At 69.9% G+C, this 15,732-nt stretch carries 16 protein-coding genes; 4 read left to right on the top strand and 12 right to left on the bottom strand.

Annotation, left to right across the window (positions count from 1 at the left end; all coding sequences use genetic code 11):
• The 5 genes from ABZ260_RS29725 to glgC all read right to left on the bottom strand — a co-directional run.
• On the bottom strand, positions 1-400 hold a 400-nt coding region (locus ABZ260_RS29725; protein WP_355624463.1), incomplete at its 3' end, for a MauE/DoxX family redox-associated membrane protein.
• A gap of 115 nt (positions 401-515) precedes the next feature.
• The gene (locus ABZ260_RS29720; RefSeq protein WP_350919974.1) at positions 516-704 is read right to left on the bottom strand and encodes a hypothetical protein; all 189 of its coding nucleotides are present in this window, start codon (positions 702-704) and stop codon (positions 516-518) included.
• Positions 705-782: 78 nt separating this feature from the next.
• Complete coding sequence (locus tag ABZ260_RS29715) at positions 783-3,725, bottom strand: BTAD domain-containing putative transcriptional regulator (protein ID WP_355624461.1); 2,943 nt, start codon at positions 3,723-3,725, stop codon at positions 783-785.
• Positions 3,726-3,751: 26 nt separating this feature from the next.
• The gene (lepB, locus tag ABZ260_RS29710) at positions 3,752-4,216 is read right to left on the bottom strand and encodes a signal peptidase I (RefSeq protein WP_355624459.1); all 465 of its coding nucleotides are present in this window, start codon (positions 4,214-4,216) and stop codon (positions 3,752-3,754) included.
• Between the two features lie 233 nt (positions 4,217-4,449).
• The gene (gene glgC, locus ABZ260_RS29705) at positions 4,450-5,676 is read right to left on the bottom strand and encodes a glucose-1-phosphate adenylyltransferase (RefSeq protein WP_355624457.1); all 1,227 of its coding nucleotides are present in this window, start codon (positions 5,674-5,676) and stop codon (positions 4,450-4,452) included.
• A gap of 48 nt (positions 5,677-5,724) precedes the next feature.
• Here glgC and glgA point away from each other — a divergent pair, with 48 nt between their 5' ends.
• Positions 5,725-6,924: a glycogen synthase gene (gene glgA / locus ABZ260_RS29700; protein WP_355624455.1), complete on the top strand. Its 1,200-nt coding sequence runs from the start codon at positions 5,725-5,727 to the stop codon at positions 6,922-6,924.
• An 8-nt stretch (positions 6,925-6,932) separates the two neighbouring features.
• Here the strand turns inward: glgA and ABZ260_RS29695 are convergent, their stop codons facing one another.
• A complete protein-coding gene (locus tag ABZ260_RS29695) occupies positions 6,933-7,298 on the bottom strand; it encodes a PH domain-containing protein (RefSeq protein WP_350919960.1) in 366 nt (121 codons plus the stop codon).
• 96 nt (positions 7,299-7,394) lie between these two features.
• Here ABZ260_RS29695 and pgeF point away from each other — a divergent pair, with 96 nt between their 5' ends.
• The gene (gene pgeF / locus ABZ260_RS29690) at positions 7,395-8,081 is read left to right on the top strand and encodes a peptidoglycan editing factor PgeF (RefSeq protein WP_350920069.1); all 687 of its coding nucleotides are present in this window, start codon (positions 7,395-7,397) and stop codon (positions 8,079-8,081) included.
• 89 nt (positions 8,082-8,170) lie between these two features.
• On the opposite strand, the gene ABZ260_RS29685 is transcribed toward pgeF, so the two are convergent.
• The 3 genes from ABZ260_RS29685 to ABZ260_RS29675 all read right to left on the bottom strand — a co-directional run bounded on the left by ABZ260_RS29685 (position 8,171) and on the right by ABZ260_RS29675 (position 10,166).
• Positions 8,171-8,578, bottom strand: a complete 408-nt coding sequence (locus ABZ260_RS29685; protein ID WP_350919957.1) for a nitroreductase family deazaflavin-dependent oxidoreductase — start codon at positions 8,576-8,578, stop codon at positions 8,171-8,173.
• A 67-nt stretch (positions 8,579-8,645) separates the two neighbouring features.
• Positions 8,646-9,473 (bottom strand): CbiX/SirB N-terminal domain-containing protein, encoded by an 828-nt coding sequence (locus ABZ260_RS29680; RefSeq protein WP_355624452.1) that lies wholly within the window; start codon positions 9,471-9,473, stop codon positions 8,646-8,648.
• Between the two features lie 135 nt (positions 9,474-9,608).
• Positions 9,609-10,166 (bottom strand): GNAT family protein, encoded by a 558-nt coding sequence (locus ABZ260_RS29675; protein ID WP_350919951.1) that lies wholly within the window; start codon positions 10,164-10,166, stop codon positions 9,609-9,611.
• Positions 10,167-10,437: 271 nt separating this feature from the next.
• On the opposite strand from ABZ260_RS29675, the gene ABZ260_RS29670 reads away from it, so the two are divergent.
• Positions 10,438-11,550 carry an alpha/beta hydrolase gene (locus ABZ260_RS29670; RefSeq protein ID WP_355624450.1) on the top strand — a complete coding sequence of 371 codons (1,113 nt, stop codon included), beginning with the start codon at positions 10,438-10,440 and terminating at the stop codon, positions 11,548-11,550.
• Positions 11,551-11,564: 14 nt separating this feature from the next.
• Here ABZ260_RS29670 and ABZ260_RS29665 read toward each other — a convergent pair whose 3' ends face one another.
• On the bottom strand, positions 11,565-11,990 hold the full coding sequence (locus ABZ260_RS29665) for an Lrp/AsnC family transcriptional regulator (RefSeq protein ID WP_355554259.1): 426 nt from the start codon (positions 11,988-11,990) through the stop codon (positions 11,565-11,567).
• A 149-nt stretch (positions 11,991-12,139) separates the two neighbouring features.
• On the opposite strand from ABZ260_RS29665, the gene ABZ260_RS29660 reads away from it, so the two are divergent.
• Positions 12,140-12,994, top strand: a complete 855-nt coding sequence (locus ABZ260_RS29660; protein WP_355624448.1) for a tryptophan 2,3-dioxygenase family protein — start codon at positions 12,140-12,142, stop codon at positions 12,992-12,994.
• 151 nt (positions 12,995-13,145) lie between these two features.
• Here ABZ260_RS29660 and ABZ260_RS29655 read toward each other — a convergent pair whose 3' ends face one another.
• Both ABZ260_RS29655 and ABZ260_RS29650 read right to left on the bottom strand, forming a co-directional pair.
• The gene (locus ABZ260_RS29655; RefSeq protein ID WP_355624446.1) at positions 13,146-14,582 is read right to left on the bottom strand and encodes an FG-GAP-like repeat-containing protein; all 1,437 of its coding nucleotides are present in this window, start codon (positions 14,580-14,582) and stop codon (positions 13,146-13,148) included.
• 244 nt (positions 14,583-14,826) lie between these two features.
• Entirely contained in the window at positions 14,827-15,636 is an 810-nt protein-coding gene (locus tag ABZ260_RS29650) for a DNA-formamidopyrimidine glycosylase family protein (protein ID WP_355624444.1), read from the bottom strand.
• Positions 15,637-15,732 lie beyond the last annotated feature (96 nt).

Genomic DNA, 15,732 nt, shown 5'->3' with positions numbered 1-15,732 from the left:
GCTGATGAAGTTCACCGACCCGCGGGACGCGCCGAAGGCCAGGGAACTGCTCGAGGGCATGAGGGGCCGGGTCGAGCAGATCCGGGATCTCGTCGCCGAAGCACCGGCACGGCGTGTGCCGCCCCCGTCGCAAGGCGACCGAGATACCGGCGGTCAGGACGATGAGCAACGCCGTCGCCGCCGCGAAGCCCAAAAGCAGGGTGTACGGCAGCACGAGTGCGAGGGTCACCACGGCCTCCGCCCCCAGCAGGGCGTACGCCGCCACCACGGACCTCGCGCGCGGGAACATCCCGAGGGCCACGATCGAGGCCACGAACTCGTCGAGCGCCGCCCGCCCGCGCACCTTGCCCGCCAGCGCGATCACGAAGACGCCGGCCAGCAACGCCTTGCATGCGATCATCAGATAGAGCATCTTCACCGTCTCACGAGTCGTACTGTCCGGCGTGTTTCGCGGACCCCCGTGTGGTGAGGATCCGCGAAACACGTTCGGAGTCCGGACTACAAGTTCGGCTCGGTCAGCACTTTCCGTGCTTCTCGCAGCCCTGCACGCAGCCGGTCGTACCGCCGACGACGTAGCAGAGCTTGGCGTATCTGGTCGTCCCGTAGCAATAGCAGGTCTGCCAGAAGGAGGCGTCAGCCTTCGCGGTCGCCTTCGGCACCAGCTTCCCGAGGAGGTGGTCGCCGAGCTTCCCCAGAACGTTCATGTGGATTCAGTCCTTCATCGAGCGATGTGGGCAGCCGAAACGCTATTTTGGGGACGTACAGCCGCCGATACAGCCGAGCTATAACCGGGCGGTGAGCAGCATCTCCAGCACCGGATCGCGCCGCATCCCGGGCATCGCGAAGAGGACCTCGGCCCTGCGGGCGTCCTCCGCCGCGGCATGCGAGTCGCCCAGCGCGGCACGCGCCCTGGCGAACTGGCGAGTGGCGGCGGCCTGGCCGTAGGTGTCACCGACCTGAGCGGTCAGCTCCAGCGTCTGGGCCAGGTCGGCCACAGCCGCGGCAGGATCACCGTGCCGTAGCCAGATCTCGGACCTGCTGAGCAGCACTTCCCACTCGTCCTCCCGGTTACCGGTCTCCCGGCAGCGGCTCAGCGCGTCCTCGAACGTGGCCAGTGCCTCGCCGCGACGATCGAGCAGGCAGTAGGCACGGCCGAGCGCGGCCAGGGTGATGCTCTCCCCGTACAGGTCACGGTCCGCCCTCCGGACGGACAGGCACCGTTCGAAGCAATCGGCTGCCTCTGTCGAACGGCCGAGCTGGAGCAGGACTTCGCCCAGGTTGTGCCTGACCATGCCGGCCCGGTTCGACCCATGTGCCTCGATCAGCCGCAGCCCCGCGGTGATGTGGTCGAGGGCGTCATCGAGATCACCGGTGCGCATGCTCAGCCAGCCGAGGTTGTGCAGCGCCAGCCCTTCGGCCTCCTGGTCGCCCAGGTCGCGCCGGAGTTCGAGGGCGCGGTGCAGGCAGTCGCGAGCGGCGTCGATCCGGCCGGTGCGCCATTCCACCACCCCCAGCGTCGTCAGTGTGAACGCCTCACCGGTCGTGTCACCATGCCGCCGCGCCACCTCGATGGCGAGCCGGGCCATGGTCTCAAGCTCCCGCCAGTGACCGCACTTCGTCGCCCGAGCTCTGACCAGCGGCATCAGATCGGTGACGAAGCGAGCGACTTCGGGCTCCCCGGTCGTCGCCTGGGTGACGGCCGCGACCAGGCACGGCACCTCGGTTTCGAACCACTGCACCGCCTCCGCAGGGCTCCGGAAGGCCACGCCTGTGTCCCGTCCGTCCGGCGGGCCTGCTTTGGGCCGCAGGTGCGGTTCCACCAGGTCGCTCACCTGCCGGCACAGATCGAGGTACCAGTCCAGTGCGCGCCGGACGGCCCGTACCCGATCAGTCGGCAGATCCTCGGCCACGGCCAGCTCGGCGGCGAACAGCCTGAGCAGGTCGTGCATGCGGAATCGCCCGTCGCCGACCGGCTCCAGCAGGCGAACTTCCGTCAGCTCGTCGAGCGCCGCCTCGGCCACCTTCAGCTCGACGTCGAGCAGCGCGGCGGCGAGCTCAAGGCTGACCTCCGGCACATCGAGCACTCCGAACAGCCGGAAGGCGCGCGCCGCCGCGCTCACGCCGCTCCTCAGCGTTTCGTAGCTGATCTCAAAGCAGGATCGGATGGCCAGGTCGGCGGCCTGCAACTCGTCCAGGCGACGCTGCCGGCTCCGCAGCCGCTCGCCGAACCGTTCGAGCGACCAATCGGGGCGGGCGGCCAGACGGGCGCCGGCGATGCGCAACGCGAGTGGGTGATAGCCGCACCGGCGGGTGATGCCGGCCGCCGCCTCGGCCTCGGCGGTCACTCGCGACTGACCCGCCAGCTGCGCGAGCATCCGTACCGAGTCCGCCTCGTCGAGCACCTCGACGGCGACCTGCACGGCCTCCATGGTGGTCAGCGCCGCCCGGCTGGTGACCAGCGCCGCGCAGCCGCCGCTCGCCGGCACCAACGGCGCGACCTGGGCGGCGTCGACGGCGTTGTCAAGAACGATCAGGACTCGCCGGTCGGCCAGCAGAGACTGGTAATGGGTGGCCGCTTCCGCCGGCGCCGCGGGGATGTCGCCGTGCGGCACCCCCAGGGCCCGCAGGAAACGGCCGAGCACCTCTGCGGGCTGCAATGGCGGCAGGCCTGGACTCGATCCCTGCAGGTCGACGTAGAGCTGGCCGTCGGCGTAGCGGTCGGCCACGGCGTACGCCGCCCGCAGTGCCAGCGTCGACTTGCCGACTCCGCCGGGGCCGTGCAGCGTCAGGACCGGCGGTGCGGTACCCGCCTCCGGATGGCCGCGCAGCACGGTGAGCATCCGGGCGAGTTCGGCCGACCGGCCGACGAACATCGTCGGCTCCCGCGGCAGCTGACGTGGCCGGGGGTGCCCGTCCGCGGCCGTCGGCGGTCTGGCCGGGTCCCCGCCGGTCGGTGGCCTGCCCGGCGACATCAGATCCGCGTCCCTGCGCAGGACCGCCTGGTGTAGCCGGCGCAGGTCCGGTCCGGGGTCGAGCCCGAGTTCCTCGGCCAGGGCCCGGCGAGCCATCCCGAACACGTCCAGCGCGCCGACCACGTCGCCGCACCGGTACAACGCCACCATCAGCTGGCCGTACAGCCGCTCCCGCAGCGGATGTCGCCTGATCAGCTCGCGCAGTCGCCTGACCACTGTCGCGTGCCCGCCCAGCATGAGCTGGATCTCCGTGTGCTCCTCCACCGCGCTCAGATACTGGTCGCTGAGGCGGGCGACCACCTCCCGCATGGTCGGCCCCAGCGGCACGTCCTCGGCCGCCGTCCCTCGCCACAGTGCGAGAGCTCGGGCGTACGCGTCCTGCGCGGTGCCGAGGTCCCGGCGGGTCAGCGCCTGGCGACCGTGCGCGGACAGCGCCTCGAACTGGGAGAGATCGAACTCGGTCGGCTCGACCCGCAGCAGGTAGCCGGCCTCCGTGGTGACCAGCCGCTCGTCGGCCGGATCATCGGCGGGGGTCACCAGCCTGCGCAACTGCATGAGGTAGGTGCGCAGGTTCGCCACCGCCGAGTGGGGTGGTCGTTCGTCCCACACCTCCGCCACCAGCGAACGGACCGGGACGACGTGCCCGGCATGTGCGAGCAGCATGGCGAGGACGGTGCGTTGTTTCGGTGCCGCGACCTGTACGGGTGAACCGTCGACCTCGATCCGCATCGGCCCAAGGAGTCGAAACCTCAAGGTCATTCCTTCCTCGCCGGCGTCGGCTACAGGGCCGGTCCGCCCAACCGGCGCAGCGCGACACCGAGCACCTGGTCCGCGGGAAAGAACCCACGTTGCCGGGAGTCGACACTGCCCGCCGGGTTGTCACCGAGGACCACCAACGCCCCGGAAGGCACCTGAGCCACGCCGGCATCGGCCGCGATCCCCGCCGGCACCGGATCACCGGGCAACGCGGTGACCCGTTTGATGTTCCAGCGTCGGCCGTCAGGACCGGACGGCCCGGGCATGTATCGACCGGAAGGATCCAGCGGAGGCTCAAGCACGACGACATCGCCCCGGCCCACCTGATCGAGCCGCCGCCGCCGCACCAGGACGCGGTCGCCGTCGGTCAGCGTCGGCGTCATGCTCGTTCCGTCAACGGTGATCACCACATAGCTTCGGCGGGCCCAGAAAGCAGCTGTGGCCAGGAGGAGAACACCGAAGAGCAGCACACCGATGATCAACGTCACCGTACCTTTCCGCTGCCGGCCCGAAGAAGGGCCGATCCGTTCCGGGGAAACGATCTCCGTTGCGGTGGGACTTGTCAACCTGCGGCCCCGGCGCGGTCCAGGTGTGGTAAAGCCGCCGGCGATCGGCGGCGGCTTGTGGCGGCTCCCGGATCCGGGTCAGGGCCGAGGGCGTGGATGGTGGGGATCGCGCCCTGGCCCGACCGTCGACGTCGTCCGAACCGGGCGGGGCCGGGTCAGCGTTCGACGATCTCGTTCTTGCCGATGACGACGACGCCGCTCCTGGTCACCGCGAACCGGCTGCGGTCGTACTCGAGATCGAAGCCGATCCTGGCGCCGTCCGGGATGATCACGTTCTTGTCGATGATGGCCTTGCGGATGATGGCGCCCCGGCCCACCTTCACGTTGCCCATCAGGACCGAGTCCTCGACCTGGGAGTGGGAGTGCAGCACCACGCCGGGGGAGAGGATCGAGCGCTCCGCCAGCCCACCGGAGACGATCACGCCCGAGGAGACCAGGGAGTCGATCGCCCGGCCCACCCGGTCGCCCTCGTTGTGCACGAACTTGGCCGGGGGAAGCGGATCGTGGCCGGTGTAGATGGGCCAGCGGTTGTTGTAGAGGTTGAAGACCGGATGCGCGGAGATGAGGTCCATGTGGGCCTCGTAGTAGGCGTCGAGCGTTCCGACGTCCCTCCAGTAGCCCCGGTCGCGCTCGGTGGAGCCGGGCACGATGTTGTCGGCGAAGTCGTAGACCTCCGCGCTGCCCGACTTCACCATCATCGGGATGATGTTGCCGCCCAGGTCGTGCTTGCTCGTCGGGTCGAGCGCGTCCTCCCTGAGTGCGTCGATCATCGCCTGGGTCTTGAAGACGTAGTTGCCCATCGACGCGTAGACCTGGTCGGGCGCGTCCGGCAGGCCCACCGCGTCCTTCGGCTTCTCCCGGAACGCGACGATCCGCCGCCCCGCCGGGTCCGCCTCGATGACCCCGAACTGGTCGGCGAGGGAGAGCGGCTGCCGGATCGCGGCCACGGTCACGTCGGCCCCGGTCTCGATGTGCTGCTCCACCATCTGCCGCGGGTCCATGCGGTAGATGTGGTCGGCGCCGAACACGATGACGTGGTCCGGCATCTCGTCGTAGATCAGGTTCAGGTTCTGGAACAGCGCGTCGGCGGAGCCGGAGAACCAGCGTGGCCCGAGACGCTGCTGGGCGGGGACCGGGGTGACGTAGTTGCCGAGCATCGCCGACAGGCGCCAGGTCCGGGAGATATGCCGGTCGAGACTGTGGTTCTTGTACTGCGTCAGCACGACGATCTGGAGGTAGTGACCGTTGGCCAGGTTGGACAGCACGAAGTCGACGAGCCTGTATATCCCCCCGAAAGGCACCGCGGGCTTCGCTCGATCAGCTGTCAGAGGCATGAGCCTCTTACCTTCTCCGCCGGCGAGCACGATCGCGAGGACTCTCATGTGTGGACCTTAACCTGATGAACAGGGATGAAACACTAGGCTGATCGTATGCGAGTGGATCTGCTGACCCGTGAATATCCCCCCGACGTGTACGGAGGTGCGGGAGTCCACGTTGAGTACCTCGCCCGGGAGCTGCGCAGGCTCGCCGACACCCGGGTCCGTTGCTTCGGAGCGTCACGGCAGGAGGAGGGCGTCGCGGCCTACCGGGTGCCCGGCGGCCTGGAGGCGGCCAACGCCGCGCTCCAGGTGCTCGGTGTCGACCTGGAGATGGCCGCCGGATGTGAGGGCGCGGACCTGGTCCACAGCCACACCTGGTACGCCAACTTCGCCGGCCACGTGGCCAAGATGCTGTACGGAACGCCCCACGTGGTGACCACGCACAGCCTGGAGCCGCTGCGGCCGTGGAAGGCCGAGCAACTGGGCGGCGGTTACACGCTGTCGTCGTGGGCCGAGCGCGGCGCGCTGGCAGGCGCCGACGCGATCATCGCGGTCTCGGAGGGGATGCGCCGCGACGTGCTGGCGAGTTACCCCGAGATCCCGCCGGAGAGGGTCACGGTGATCCACAACGGGATCGACACCGGGGAGTACGCCCCCGACCACGGCACCGACGCCCTGGTCCGGCACGGCATCGACCCGAGCCGGCCGTACGTCGTCTTCGTCGGGCGCATCACCCGGCAGAAGGGCCTCGTCCACCTGCTCCACGCGGCCCGTGACTTCAACCCCGACGCTCAGCTGGTGCTGTGCGCGGGCGCGCCCGACACCCCGGAGATCGCCGCCGAGGTGACCGAACTGGTGCGCGGACTCGATCGTGAGGGCGTCGTCTGGATCTCGGAGATGCTGCCCCGCCCCGAGGTGATCCAGATTCTCACCCACGCGACGGTGTTCGTCTGCCCCTCGGTCTACGAGCCGATGGGCATCGTCAACCTGGAGGCCATGGCCTGCGAGACCGCGGTCGTGGCCACCGCCACCGGTGGCATCCCCGAGGTGGTGGCCGACGGCTCCACCGGCCTGCTGGTCCCGATCGACCAGGCGGCCGACGGCACCCCGCACGACCCCGGCGTCTTCGCCGCCGACCTCGCCGAGCGGGTCAACCGGCTGCTGGCCGACCCGGCCCTCGCGGCCCGGATGGGCGAGGCCGGGCGCCTCCGCGCGGTGGAGCACTTCTCCTGGGAGCGCATCGCCGAGCGGACCATGGAGCTCTACCGGCAGGTCGCGGACGGCCGGACGACGGCTTCCGCCGGGAGGTGAGGGATTCCTCAGGCGGCGATGAAGTGCAGAATCACGTTGTGCACGTGGTGCGCCTTGTTGTCGCCCCGGAACTCCACCTCGTAGGTGTGGGTGCCCACGTGGATGGCGATGGCGCCGGAGGAGAAGAAGGAGCCGGCGAGCGACTTGTTGCTCACCACGCTCACCGCTGAGACCCTGGAGTAGGGAATGCTGGTGATGGCGATCCTCTTGCCGACGAACGACTTGTCCTGCACGATCACACGCTTGTCGGTGAGCCCCAGGAAGCCGGTGCCCGTGCCGATGGCGTCATAGACCGCGATGATCTGCTCGCCGGGCATGAGACCGCTCGCGATCTGCTGGTACTGCTCCTTGCGGTCGTACACAACCTCCGCCATGACGCTCGCAATCTCTCGGGGGATCTGTGTTCCTGTGAAACGAACGTCCGGGGAACGAGGTTCCTGGGCGAGTAAGGTCGGGCCGTGAACTTTCAGATGAGGATCACCGATCGTCATGGTGGCGTCAGCGCCGAGCCGTACAGCAGCCGCAACCTCGGAGGGCTGTGCGGTGACGAACCGGGCGCGGTCGCGGCGAACAGGGCCAGGACGGCCGCCGAGTTCGGCCTGGAACGGGTCGTGTTCATGCGGCAGGTTCACAGCGCCGACGTCCGTTACGTCAGCGAGCCGTTCGGTGACGACCCGCCGCCGCTGGACGGGATCTGCACCGATGTGCCGGGTCTCGGCCTGGCCGCGCTCTGCGCCGACTGCGCGCCCGTCCTGCTGGCGGAGCCACGGGCGGGCCTGGTAGGGGCCGCGCACTCAGGAAGGGTCGGCACCGTGTCCGGCGTGGTCACGGCCCTGGTCGAGGAGATGGCCAAGCGCGGTGCGGACCCGGCGAGGATGACCGCCCTGATCGGCCCGATGGCCTGCGGCACCTGCTACGAGGTTCCGGCCGAGCTGCGCGAGGAGGTCGCGGTGCACCTCCCCGAGGCGTGGTCGATCACCTCCAGGGACACCCCGGCACTGGACCTGCGGGCCGCGATCACCTCGCAGCTCGGCAGGGCGGGTGTCGGAGAGATCATCCACGACACCCGCTGCACCATCGAGACCGCCGACCTGTTCTCGCACCGCAGGGAGGGCACGACCGGCAGGTTCGCGGGTTACGTCTGGCTGGAGCCCTGACCCGGTTCTCACCCCGGTCCCATCTCACAGGGCGATGCGCTCCGGCGCGGCCGAACGTGGTGGAACCCGGCCGGTCGCCGTAACGCCGGTCATGCGGTGACGCGTTCCAGCACGACCACCGGAATCTCCCGGCCGGTCTTCGTCTGGTACTCGTCGTAGGCGGGCCAGGCCGCCGTCATGATCTGCCAGAGTTCGGGCTTCTCCTCCGGGGTGGCGGTGCGCGCCCTGGCCGTGAAGCGGTCGCCCAGCACCTGGACCCCGACCTCGGGGTCGGCCTGGAGATTGAGGTACCACAGCGGAGGGTTGTCGGCACCGCCCTTGGAGGCCACCACGAGGAAGTCGTCGCCGTGGCGCTGGTAGATGAGCGGGGTGTCGTGCCGTTCGCCGCTCCTGCGACCGGTGGTGGTGAGGATCAGGGTGGTGGTGCCCTGCCACTCGTGTCCTTCTGCACCATCGGTCGCCTGGTACCGCGCAACATGTTCTTTTCCGTACAGCATGATCTGTCCCCTCTGACAACTTACGCAGGTCATTACCCGTCAGAGGGGATCCGTCACCTCGGGTCGCTCAGTCCGCCGACAGGATGCTTCCGTAGGCGCGGGCGGCCAGATCCGCGATCAGGTCGTGGGAGCCGAGGAGGTCGGCGCACTCGGCCCCGATCTCCTCGGCCGCCGCGCTCACGAGCCCCGGGGCCGCCTCGGGACCCAGGACGCACGGGGACAGGGCGATCCGCTGGGCGCCGATGCCGCGGAGCCGCCCGGCGGCGTCGGCTACGGCGGGTGCGCTGTCCAGCGAGGCGACCAGGACGGGCAGCGTCAGCCGAGAGGCCAGCAGCACGGCCGTCGGCTGTGCCTCCGCCGCCGCGTTCTCTCCGCCGACGGTGGCGAGGATGACCGCGTCGACCGGGGCGTCGACCGGATTGGAGACGTTGAGCAGCCGCATCCGGTCGGCCCGGGCCAGGCTCTTCTCCGACAGCCGGATGTGCAGTGCCTCGGCGAGCAGCGGGTGCGGCCCCAGCGGGTCGGTGACCGTCACCGGCACGCCGCTGGCCGCGACAGCCATGGAGATCAGCCGGTCCGCGACCGGGTGCGGGCCGGTCAGCAGCGGTACCACGATGGCGGCCGTGGCGTCCTCGGGCCGTTCCCTGGCCGCTGACTCCAGTTCGGAGGTCAGCTCCTTGGCGTCCTCACCGAGCCCGGCCAGTCTGACCTGGATCTGCGGGTTGTCCACCCGGATGAGGGCCGCGAGCTCCGCGGCGGTGCCGGAGGCGTCGCCGAGCGTGGCCAGCACCAGTGCCGGCGCCTCGGGCGGGAGCTGGGAAGGCACGGGCCTGCGGTGCCTGCCGGAGGGCCGTACCGGGCGCCCTCGTACGGGGAGGATGGGACTCTCACTCACATGCGCGGACTCTAGGGCCATTTGACTCTTCCCGTGACCGGAAACGGCGGCATTTCCGTCACAACATTCTGAAAGGTGGGGTGCGCGGGATCATCGGTGTCCCCCTTCGGTGCGCGGCCGGAGGATCCTCCGAGGTCAGACATCGCGGTGGCCTTCCCATTCGTCCTCCAGGGCCGAGTGCACGATGGAGTCGCGCCAGGCTCCGCGGGCCCGGACGTGGTGCCTGATCCTGCCCTCCTCGACCATTCCGGCGACCAGCATCGCCAGCTGGGCGGCGGTGTTGGCCGGGGAGCGGGCACCCCAGATGCGGTGCAGGCGCAGGTCGCGGAAGCCGAACGCGAGGATCAGCCGGATCAGGTCGGTGCCGATGCCCCGGCCCCAGTGGTCGGGGCGGAGTCCGAGGCCGATCTCCGCGCTGTGCGGGTGGTCGGCCTCGATGTGCAGCCTGGCGACGCCGAAGGCCTCGCAGCCGTCGAGGTCGGTCACCGCCAGTACGTAGAGACGCCGGGGTTCGGTCTCCGAGGACTTCATCGCCTCGATGATCGACTCTTCGACCTCCTCGCGGGTGCGGGGGTCGAACGGCAGGTGCTCGGTGGCAGTGGGGTCGCCGTATACCGCGTGCAGGGCGTCCACGTCCGCGATGGTGACTTCCCTCAACCGGAGTCTCTTGCCCGAGATCTCAACGTGGCGCATGCGCAGACGCTAACCTCTCGGGAGTTCCAGGACTAGAGATCATTCCAATAAGCGGACATACCATCATTTAATGATCTTATATGCACCGCTTCGTGCCTGCCCAGGCCCAGGACGCCATGTGACTCCGGCGTGACTCCGGCGTCGGCCTGCGCCGCCTTCGCCTCGGCCTCGGCGGTCCCCGCGGAGATCTGCCTGGGCGACGCCGAGGAGCTGCTGATACGGGCCTATATCCGCGGACCGTAATCACGGAGTAATGCGGCAGAATAGGCGAATGATTCCTTCGAATCTGCATGTGCTCGTGGTCACCGGCCCCGGCCTGGTCGCGGACCTCCGCCTGCTCACCGAGGTGGCCGACCGTGAGTTCGCGGCCCTCGGGGTCGGCGGGACGGTGTCGATGACCTCCGACCTGCCGGGCTTCCGGGCGGCGCTGGAGTCTCCCGGCGCCCTGGTCGTCATGCCGGGTCCGGATCCGGGGGCCCGCGGCCTGTTCGCCGAGTATCCCGAGGCGGTCTGGCTCGACCTGACGAAGTCCGAGGCCCCGCTCCCCGGGGCGGCGGACGGCGCGTCGGGCACCCACCTGCACGGGCGGGGGATCTGGGGGCTGACCTGGGCGATCAGGCACGCCGTACACCGGCTGCGCCGACCGGCGCACCGGGTCGCCTACGGTGATCACCCCGACCAGTGGGCGGAGATACGGCCGCCGTACGGGACCCCGGGGCAGGCGCCCTCGCCCGAGGCCGACGGACGGACACCCGTCGCGGTGCTGCTGCACGGCGGTTTCTGGCGCTCGATCTGGGGCGCGGACCTGATGGACGCGCTCGCCATCGACCTCGCCGAGCGCGGGTTCGCCGCCTGGAATCTCGAATACCGCCGCCCCGACCTGCACGGCTGGGACGCGACCACCGCGGACGTCGCCCGGGGCATCGCTCTCGCGGCACAGGGCGCCCGCGGCCCGCTCGTGGTGATCGGCCACTCCGCGGGCGGGCAGCTCGCCCTCCGCGCCGCCGCCGACGACCATCGGATCACCCTGGCGGTCTCCCTGGCGGGGGTGCTCGACCTGGCCGAGGGGGACCGCAGGCACATGAGTTCCGGCGCGGTCGCCGCGGCGCTCGGCGGATCCGCCGCCGAGGTGCCCGAGACCTACCTGCGGTCGGGGCCGCTGGAGCGACTCCCGCTGGGAGTGCCCCAGCTCATCGTGCAGGGGGGTGGGGACGACCTGGACCTGGTCGACTTCAGCCGTCGCTACGCGCGAGCCGCTCAGGAGTCAGGCGATCAGGTGATATATCTCGAAATGTCGGGTGATCATTTCGACGTCATCGACCCCGCGTCGCCGATCTGGCGGGCCACCGCCGGGGCGATCGCCGAGCACGGCAAGGTCACCTGACGCGGCGGTGGGTCTCAGCCGGACGACAGGGGGCGCCAGGGGACGGGGCTGGACAGCACCATCATGCTCGACGGGTGGCCGTACGGGGCGAGCCGGTCGATCATCTCCTCGAATGTCGTCATCGAGGAGGTGACGACCCGCAGCAGGCAGCAGGCGTCACCGGTCACCCGGTGCACCTCAAGGATCTCCGGCCAGGCCAGTGCCTGCTCGTCGCGGAGCACACAGCGGGGGCCGTAACACGACATCCTGATCAGGGCGGCCACCCCGCGCCCGGCCCGTGACGGGTCGACCCGGGCGTGGTAACCGGTGATCACCCCGGTCTCCTCCAGCCGCCGTACCCGCTCCGCCACCGCCGGGGCGGACAGGTGCACCCGCCGGGAGAGCTCGCTGTAGGACAGTCGCGCGTCCTGCTGCAACTCGGCCAGCAGTGCCCAGTCCATCGCGTCCACGATCACGCTCCGTCATGCCGTAAGTTGATCTGCTTGATGCCTTCCGTTCCGAAGGCACAACCCAATAATCACCTTTCCTGCATTATTTTCGTACAGACCGATACGGAGCACTATGGGGGTGTACAGGCGTAGGAGGAGCGATGACCGCTATCAAGCAGCTCACGGAGCAGGACCGCAAGGCGCGCGCGGAGGCCAACGACGGGCTGCCGACGCTGGGCTTCGAAGCCGGCACGCCCTACGACGAATACGTGGGTACCGCCGCCCTTCATGATCTCCAACACACCGTCACCGACGCCCCGGAGGAACTGGCGTTCCTGGTCACCACACAGGTGATGGAGCTCTACTTCGGACTGCTCCGCTCGGAGTGGCGTCTGGCCCAGCGGCAGCTCGACGAGGACGACGTCAACGCCGCGACGTGGACGATCAGGCGCACGGTACGGCACTTCGAGGCGCTCAACGCCGCCTGGGCCGCGCTGAGCTGGCTGACCCCGGCGCAGTTCAACACCTTCCGCGACGCCCTCGGCGAGGGATCGGGTTTCCAGTCCGCGCTCTACCGCCATGTGGAGTTCCTGCTCGGCAACAAGTCCGAGGCGCTCATCAGGCCGCACCGCCGCAACCCCGAGGCGCACCGGGAGCTGGTGGAGGCGCTGCACCGGCCGAGCCTCTACGACTCGGTGCTCGCCATGCTCGCCCGCGCGGGCCACGCGATCCCCACCTCGGTGCTCGAACGCGACCTCGCCGTGGAGTACCAGCCAAGCGCCGAGGTCGAGGCGGTCTGGGTCGAGGTCTACGCCGGGCCGCTCGCCCCGCTGGCCGAGACGCTGACCGATCTGGCCGAGCAGTTCTCCGACTGGCGCTACCGGCACCTGATGGCGGTACGCCGCTCGATGGGCGCCAAGCCCGGCTCCGGCGGATCCAGCGGCCTGAGCTGGCTGGAGCGGAGCATGCGGCGGGAGGTCTTCCCCGAACTCTGGACGGCCCGCACCCTGATGTGAGTGCGCCCGACCAGAGCCGGTGAGTTCTCTTCGGTGGCCGTCGTCGGTTCGCGGGGCGACGCCTCAGGGGTCCGCGAGATGTCTCCGCGGCCCCCGTTGGCCGTCCTTCGGGGTCAGGAGGTGCGCCGGTCTCAGCGCAGGAGGAACACTCTCAGCGCAGGAGGAACACGCCGAAGCGGGTCGCGGAGGTGATGCCGACGCCGCCGGGGTGGACGACCTGGGCGTTGGTGGCGGAGACGCCGGTGGCCGAGCCGCGCAGGACGGCCAGCATGCCGACGTTGCCGTTCTTGCCGGGGGTGCCGACGATGACCTCGCCCTTGCCGTCGCCGGTCACGTCGATGATCGAGACGTTGTAGCCGAAGCCGTCGCCCGCCTTGGACTGCTCGCCGACGGGGTCGACGAGCGGGGGAGTGGGGGCCGGGGTGGAGCCGAGGCTGTCCTGGGTGATGTACTGCGTGCCGGTGAGCACCGGGCCGTTGGCGGAGCCGGGGATCAGCGCGACCATACCGGCGCCGGCCTTGCCGGAGACGGTGGCGTCGGCGACGCCGATGGCGATGTCGGCGGCGCCGTCGCCGTTGACGTCACCGACGGACAGGCCGCGGTCGGTGCCGAGGCTTCCGGTGTTCAGCCAGGTCAGCCCATTGGTGGAGAAACCCGGGGTGGTGGCCAGGCCGCTGGGCGAGCCGTACCAGACCTGCAGGGAGCCCAGGCTCGGGGTGACCAGGACCACGTCGTCGTTGCCGTCGCCGTTGACGTCGCCCATCTCGAGGCGGGAGCTCTTCTGCGGGGCGCTCTGGCTGGAGGGCGTCGCCGAGGCGAGGACGACGTTCTGCAGCGGGGAAGTGTGCGGGGGGGACATGACGTCCAGATCGACGGTGTCGCCGGCGTTGACGTACACCAGTTCCGTCTTCCCGTCGCCGTTGACGTCACCGGAGGCGCTCGCCACGACGGACGCGCTGGTCGGGTTCGCGACGGGGGGAAGGGCCTGGTAGGTGGCCTCCGCGGCTCCGTTGTACCACCCGATCATGCCGTCGCCGGAGAAGTAGTACGTGCGCATCGGCTTGACGATGTCGGCTCCGGGCTGGTTGTCGAACTGACCGACCCGCAGCAGCCCCCTGTTCTCCCAGCCGTTGTAGAGACTGGAGGTGAAGTAGTGCCTGTTCTGGGCGACCCCTGCGGACGACCACGAGTTGACGATGGAGTACCAACGGCTGCCTGCGACGAGGTCGGTTCTGCCGTCCTTGGTGATGTCGCCGGCCGCCAGCTGCTCCCCCCAGAAGTTGCAGGCGGAGGACGACCCGGAGGAGGTCGGGACCGAGCAGTCAGTAGGGGGGCGGAGGAGCTTCTGGCCGGTGAACCCGTTCGGCCCGCCGTACAGGACGGCGACCATGCCCGTGTTGGCACTGCCGGCGGGGGCGGCCTGCTGCGGCAGGCCGACGGCCATGTCGTTGTAGCCGTCGCCGTTGAAGTCGAAGTTCTTCGGGGCCGTCGCGGCCGTGGCGGTGCCGGTGCCGGTGCCGGTCGAGACGGTCAGGCTCGCCGCCAGGGCGAGTAACGCTGCGGAACCCATGATCCTTTTAGCATTCATGATCGGCAGCGTGGTCCAGAACACTTGTCGGTTACTTAAGAATGACTAAGCCACACCGGCACGGTGCGGAGAACGTCGCCCACGTGCTCGCCGAACCGGCCACCGGTGACCGCGGACGGTCGGCCCGGCGGGAGCGCCGAGGGGGGAACGACAGGGGGGCCGCCGGTTCTTGGCGCCCGCTTGGAGATTGTTTGATCTCGCCCAGGTTCGCGGCCCGAACCCGCTCCCGCCCGGTGCGGCGCCGTCAGCCGGTCTGGCAGGCCGGGCACCAGAAGAGGTTGCGCCCGGCGAGCACCTGCGTGCGCACCTCGGTGCCGCAGAGGAAGCAGGGCATGCCGGAACGCCGGTAGACGTAGACCTCGCCACCGTGGTCGTCGACGCGGGGCGGACGGCCCATCGCCTCCGGAGTGTGCTCGGGCCTGACCGTGTCGATGCGGCCCACCCGGACACCGTCGGCCATCAGCAGCACCAGATCCGCCCAGATCGCCTCCCACTGCTCGTGGGTGAGGTCGCGGCCGGGCCGTGACGGGTCGACGCCCTGCCGGAACAGTGCCTCGGCCCGGTAGATGTTCCCCACGCCCGCGACGACCGACTGGTCCATCAGCAGGACCCCCACGGAGGTGCGGCTGCGGCCGATCCGCCGCCAGGCCGACTCGGGATCGGCGTCCGCGCGCAGCGGGTCGGGTCCGAGTCTGGCGTGCAGCGCGGCCTTTCCCGCCGGGTCGAGCAGTTCGCAGGTGTTGGGGCCACGCAGGTCCGCGTACTCGCCGGTATTGCTCAGGCGTAGCCGCACCATCCCGGTCGGCGCGGGCACGGGAACCGGGCCGAAGGCGTACTTGCCGTAGATGCCCAGGTGGACGTGGAGCCACCGCTCGTCGTCGAAGCCGAGCAGCAGGTGCTTGCCGTGGGCGTCGGCCTCGGTGAGCACCCGCCCGTCGATCCGCAGCGCCCCGGCGGCGAACCGCCCCTGGGGGCTTTCCGCGCGGACCTCGCGCCCGCCGAACGCCCGCCGATGCTCTTCGGCGAGTCGATGAATGGTGTGTCCTTCAGGCATGGCGGTGCTTGTCGTCTGCGTGGGGGGCGCTGCTGCTTTAGTGGCTCTTGTCGCTTTCCTGATGCTTCCCGATGGGTGTACCGCTGAGGATGACCG

The sequence above is a fragment of the Streptosporangium sp. NPDC006013 genome, assembly GCF_040614275.1.
Classification (GTDB): Bacteria; Actinomycetota; Actinomycetes; order Streptosporangiales; family Streptosporangiaceae; genus Streptosporangium.
The sequence above is the reverse complement of the archived record's forward strand: the minus strand, read 5'-3'. Positions and strand labels throughout refer to the sequence as shown.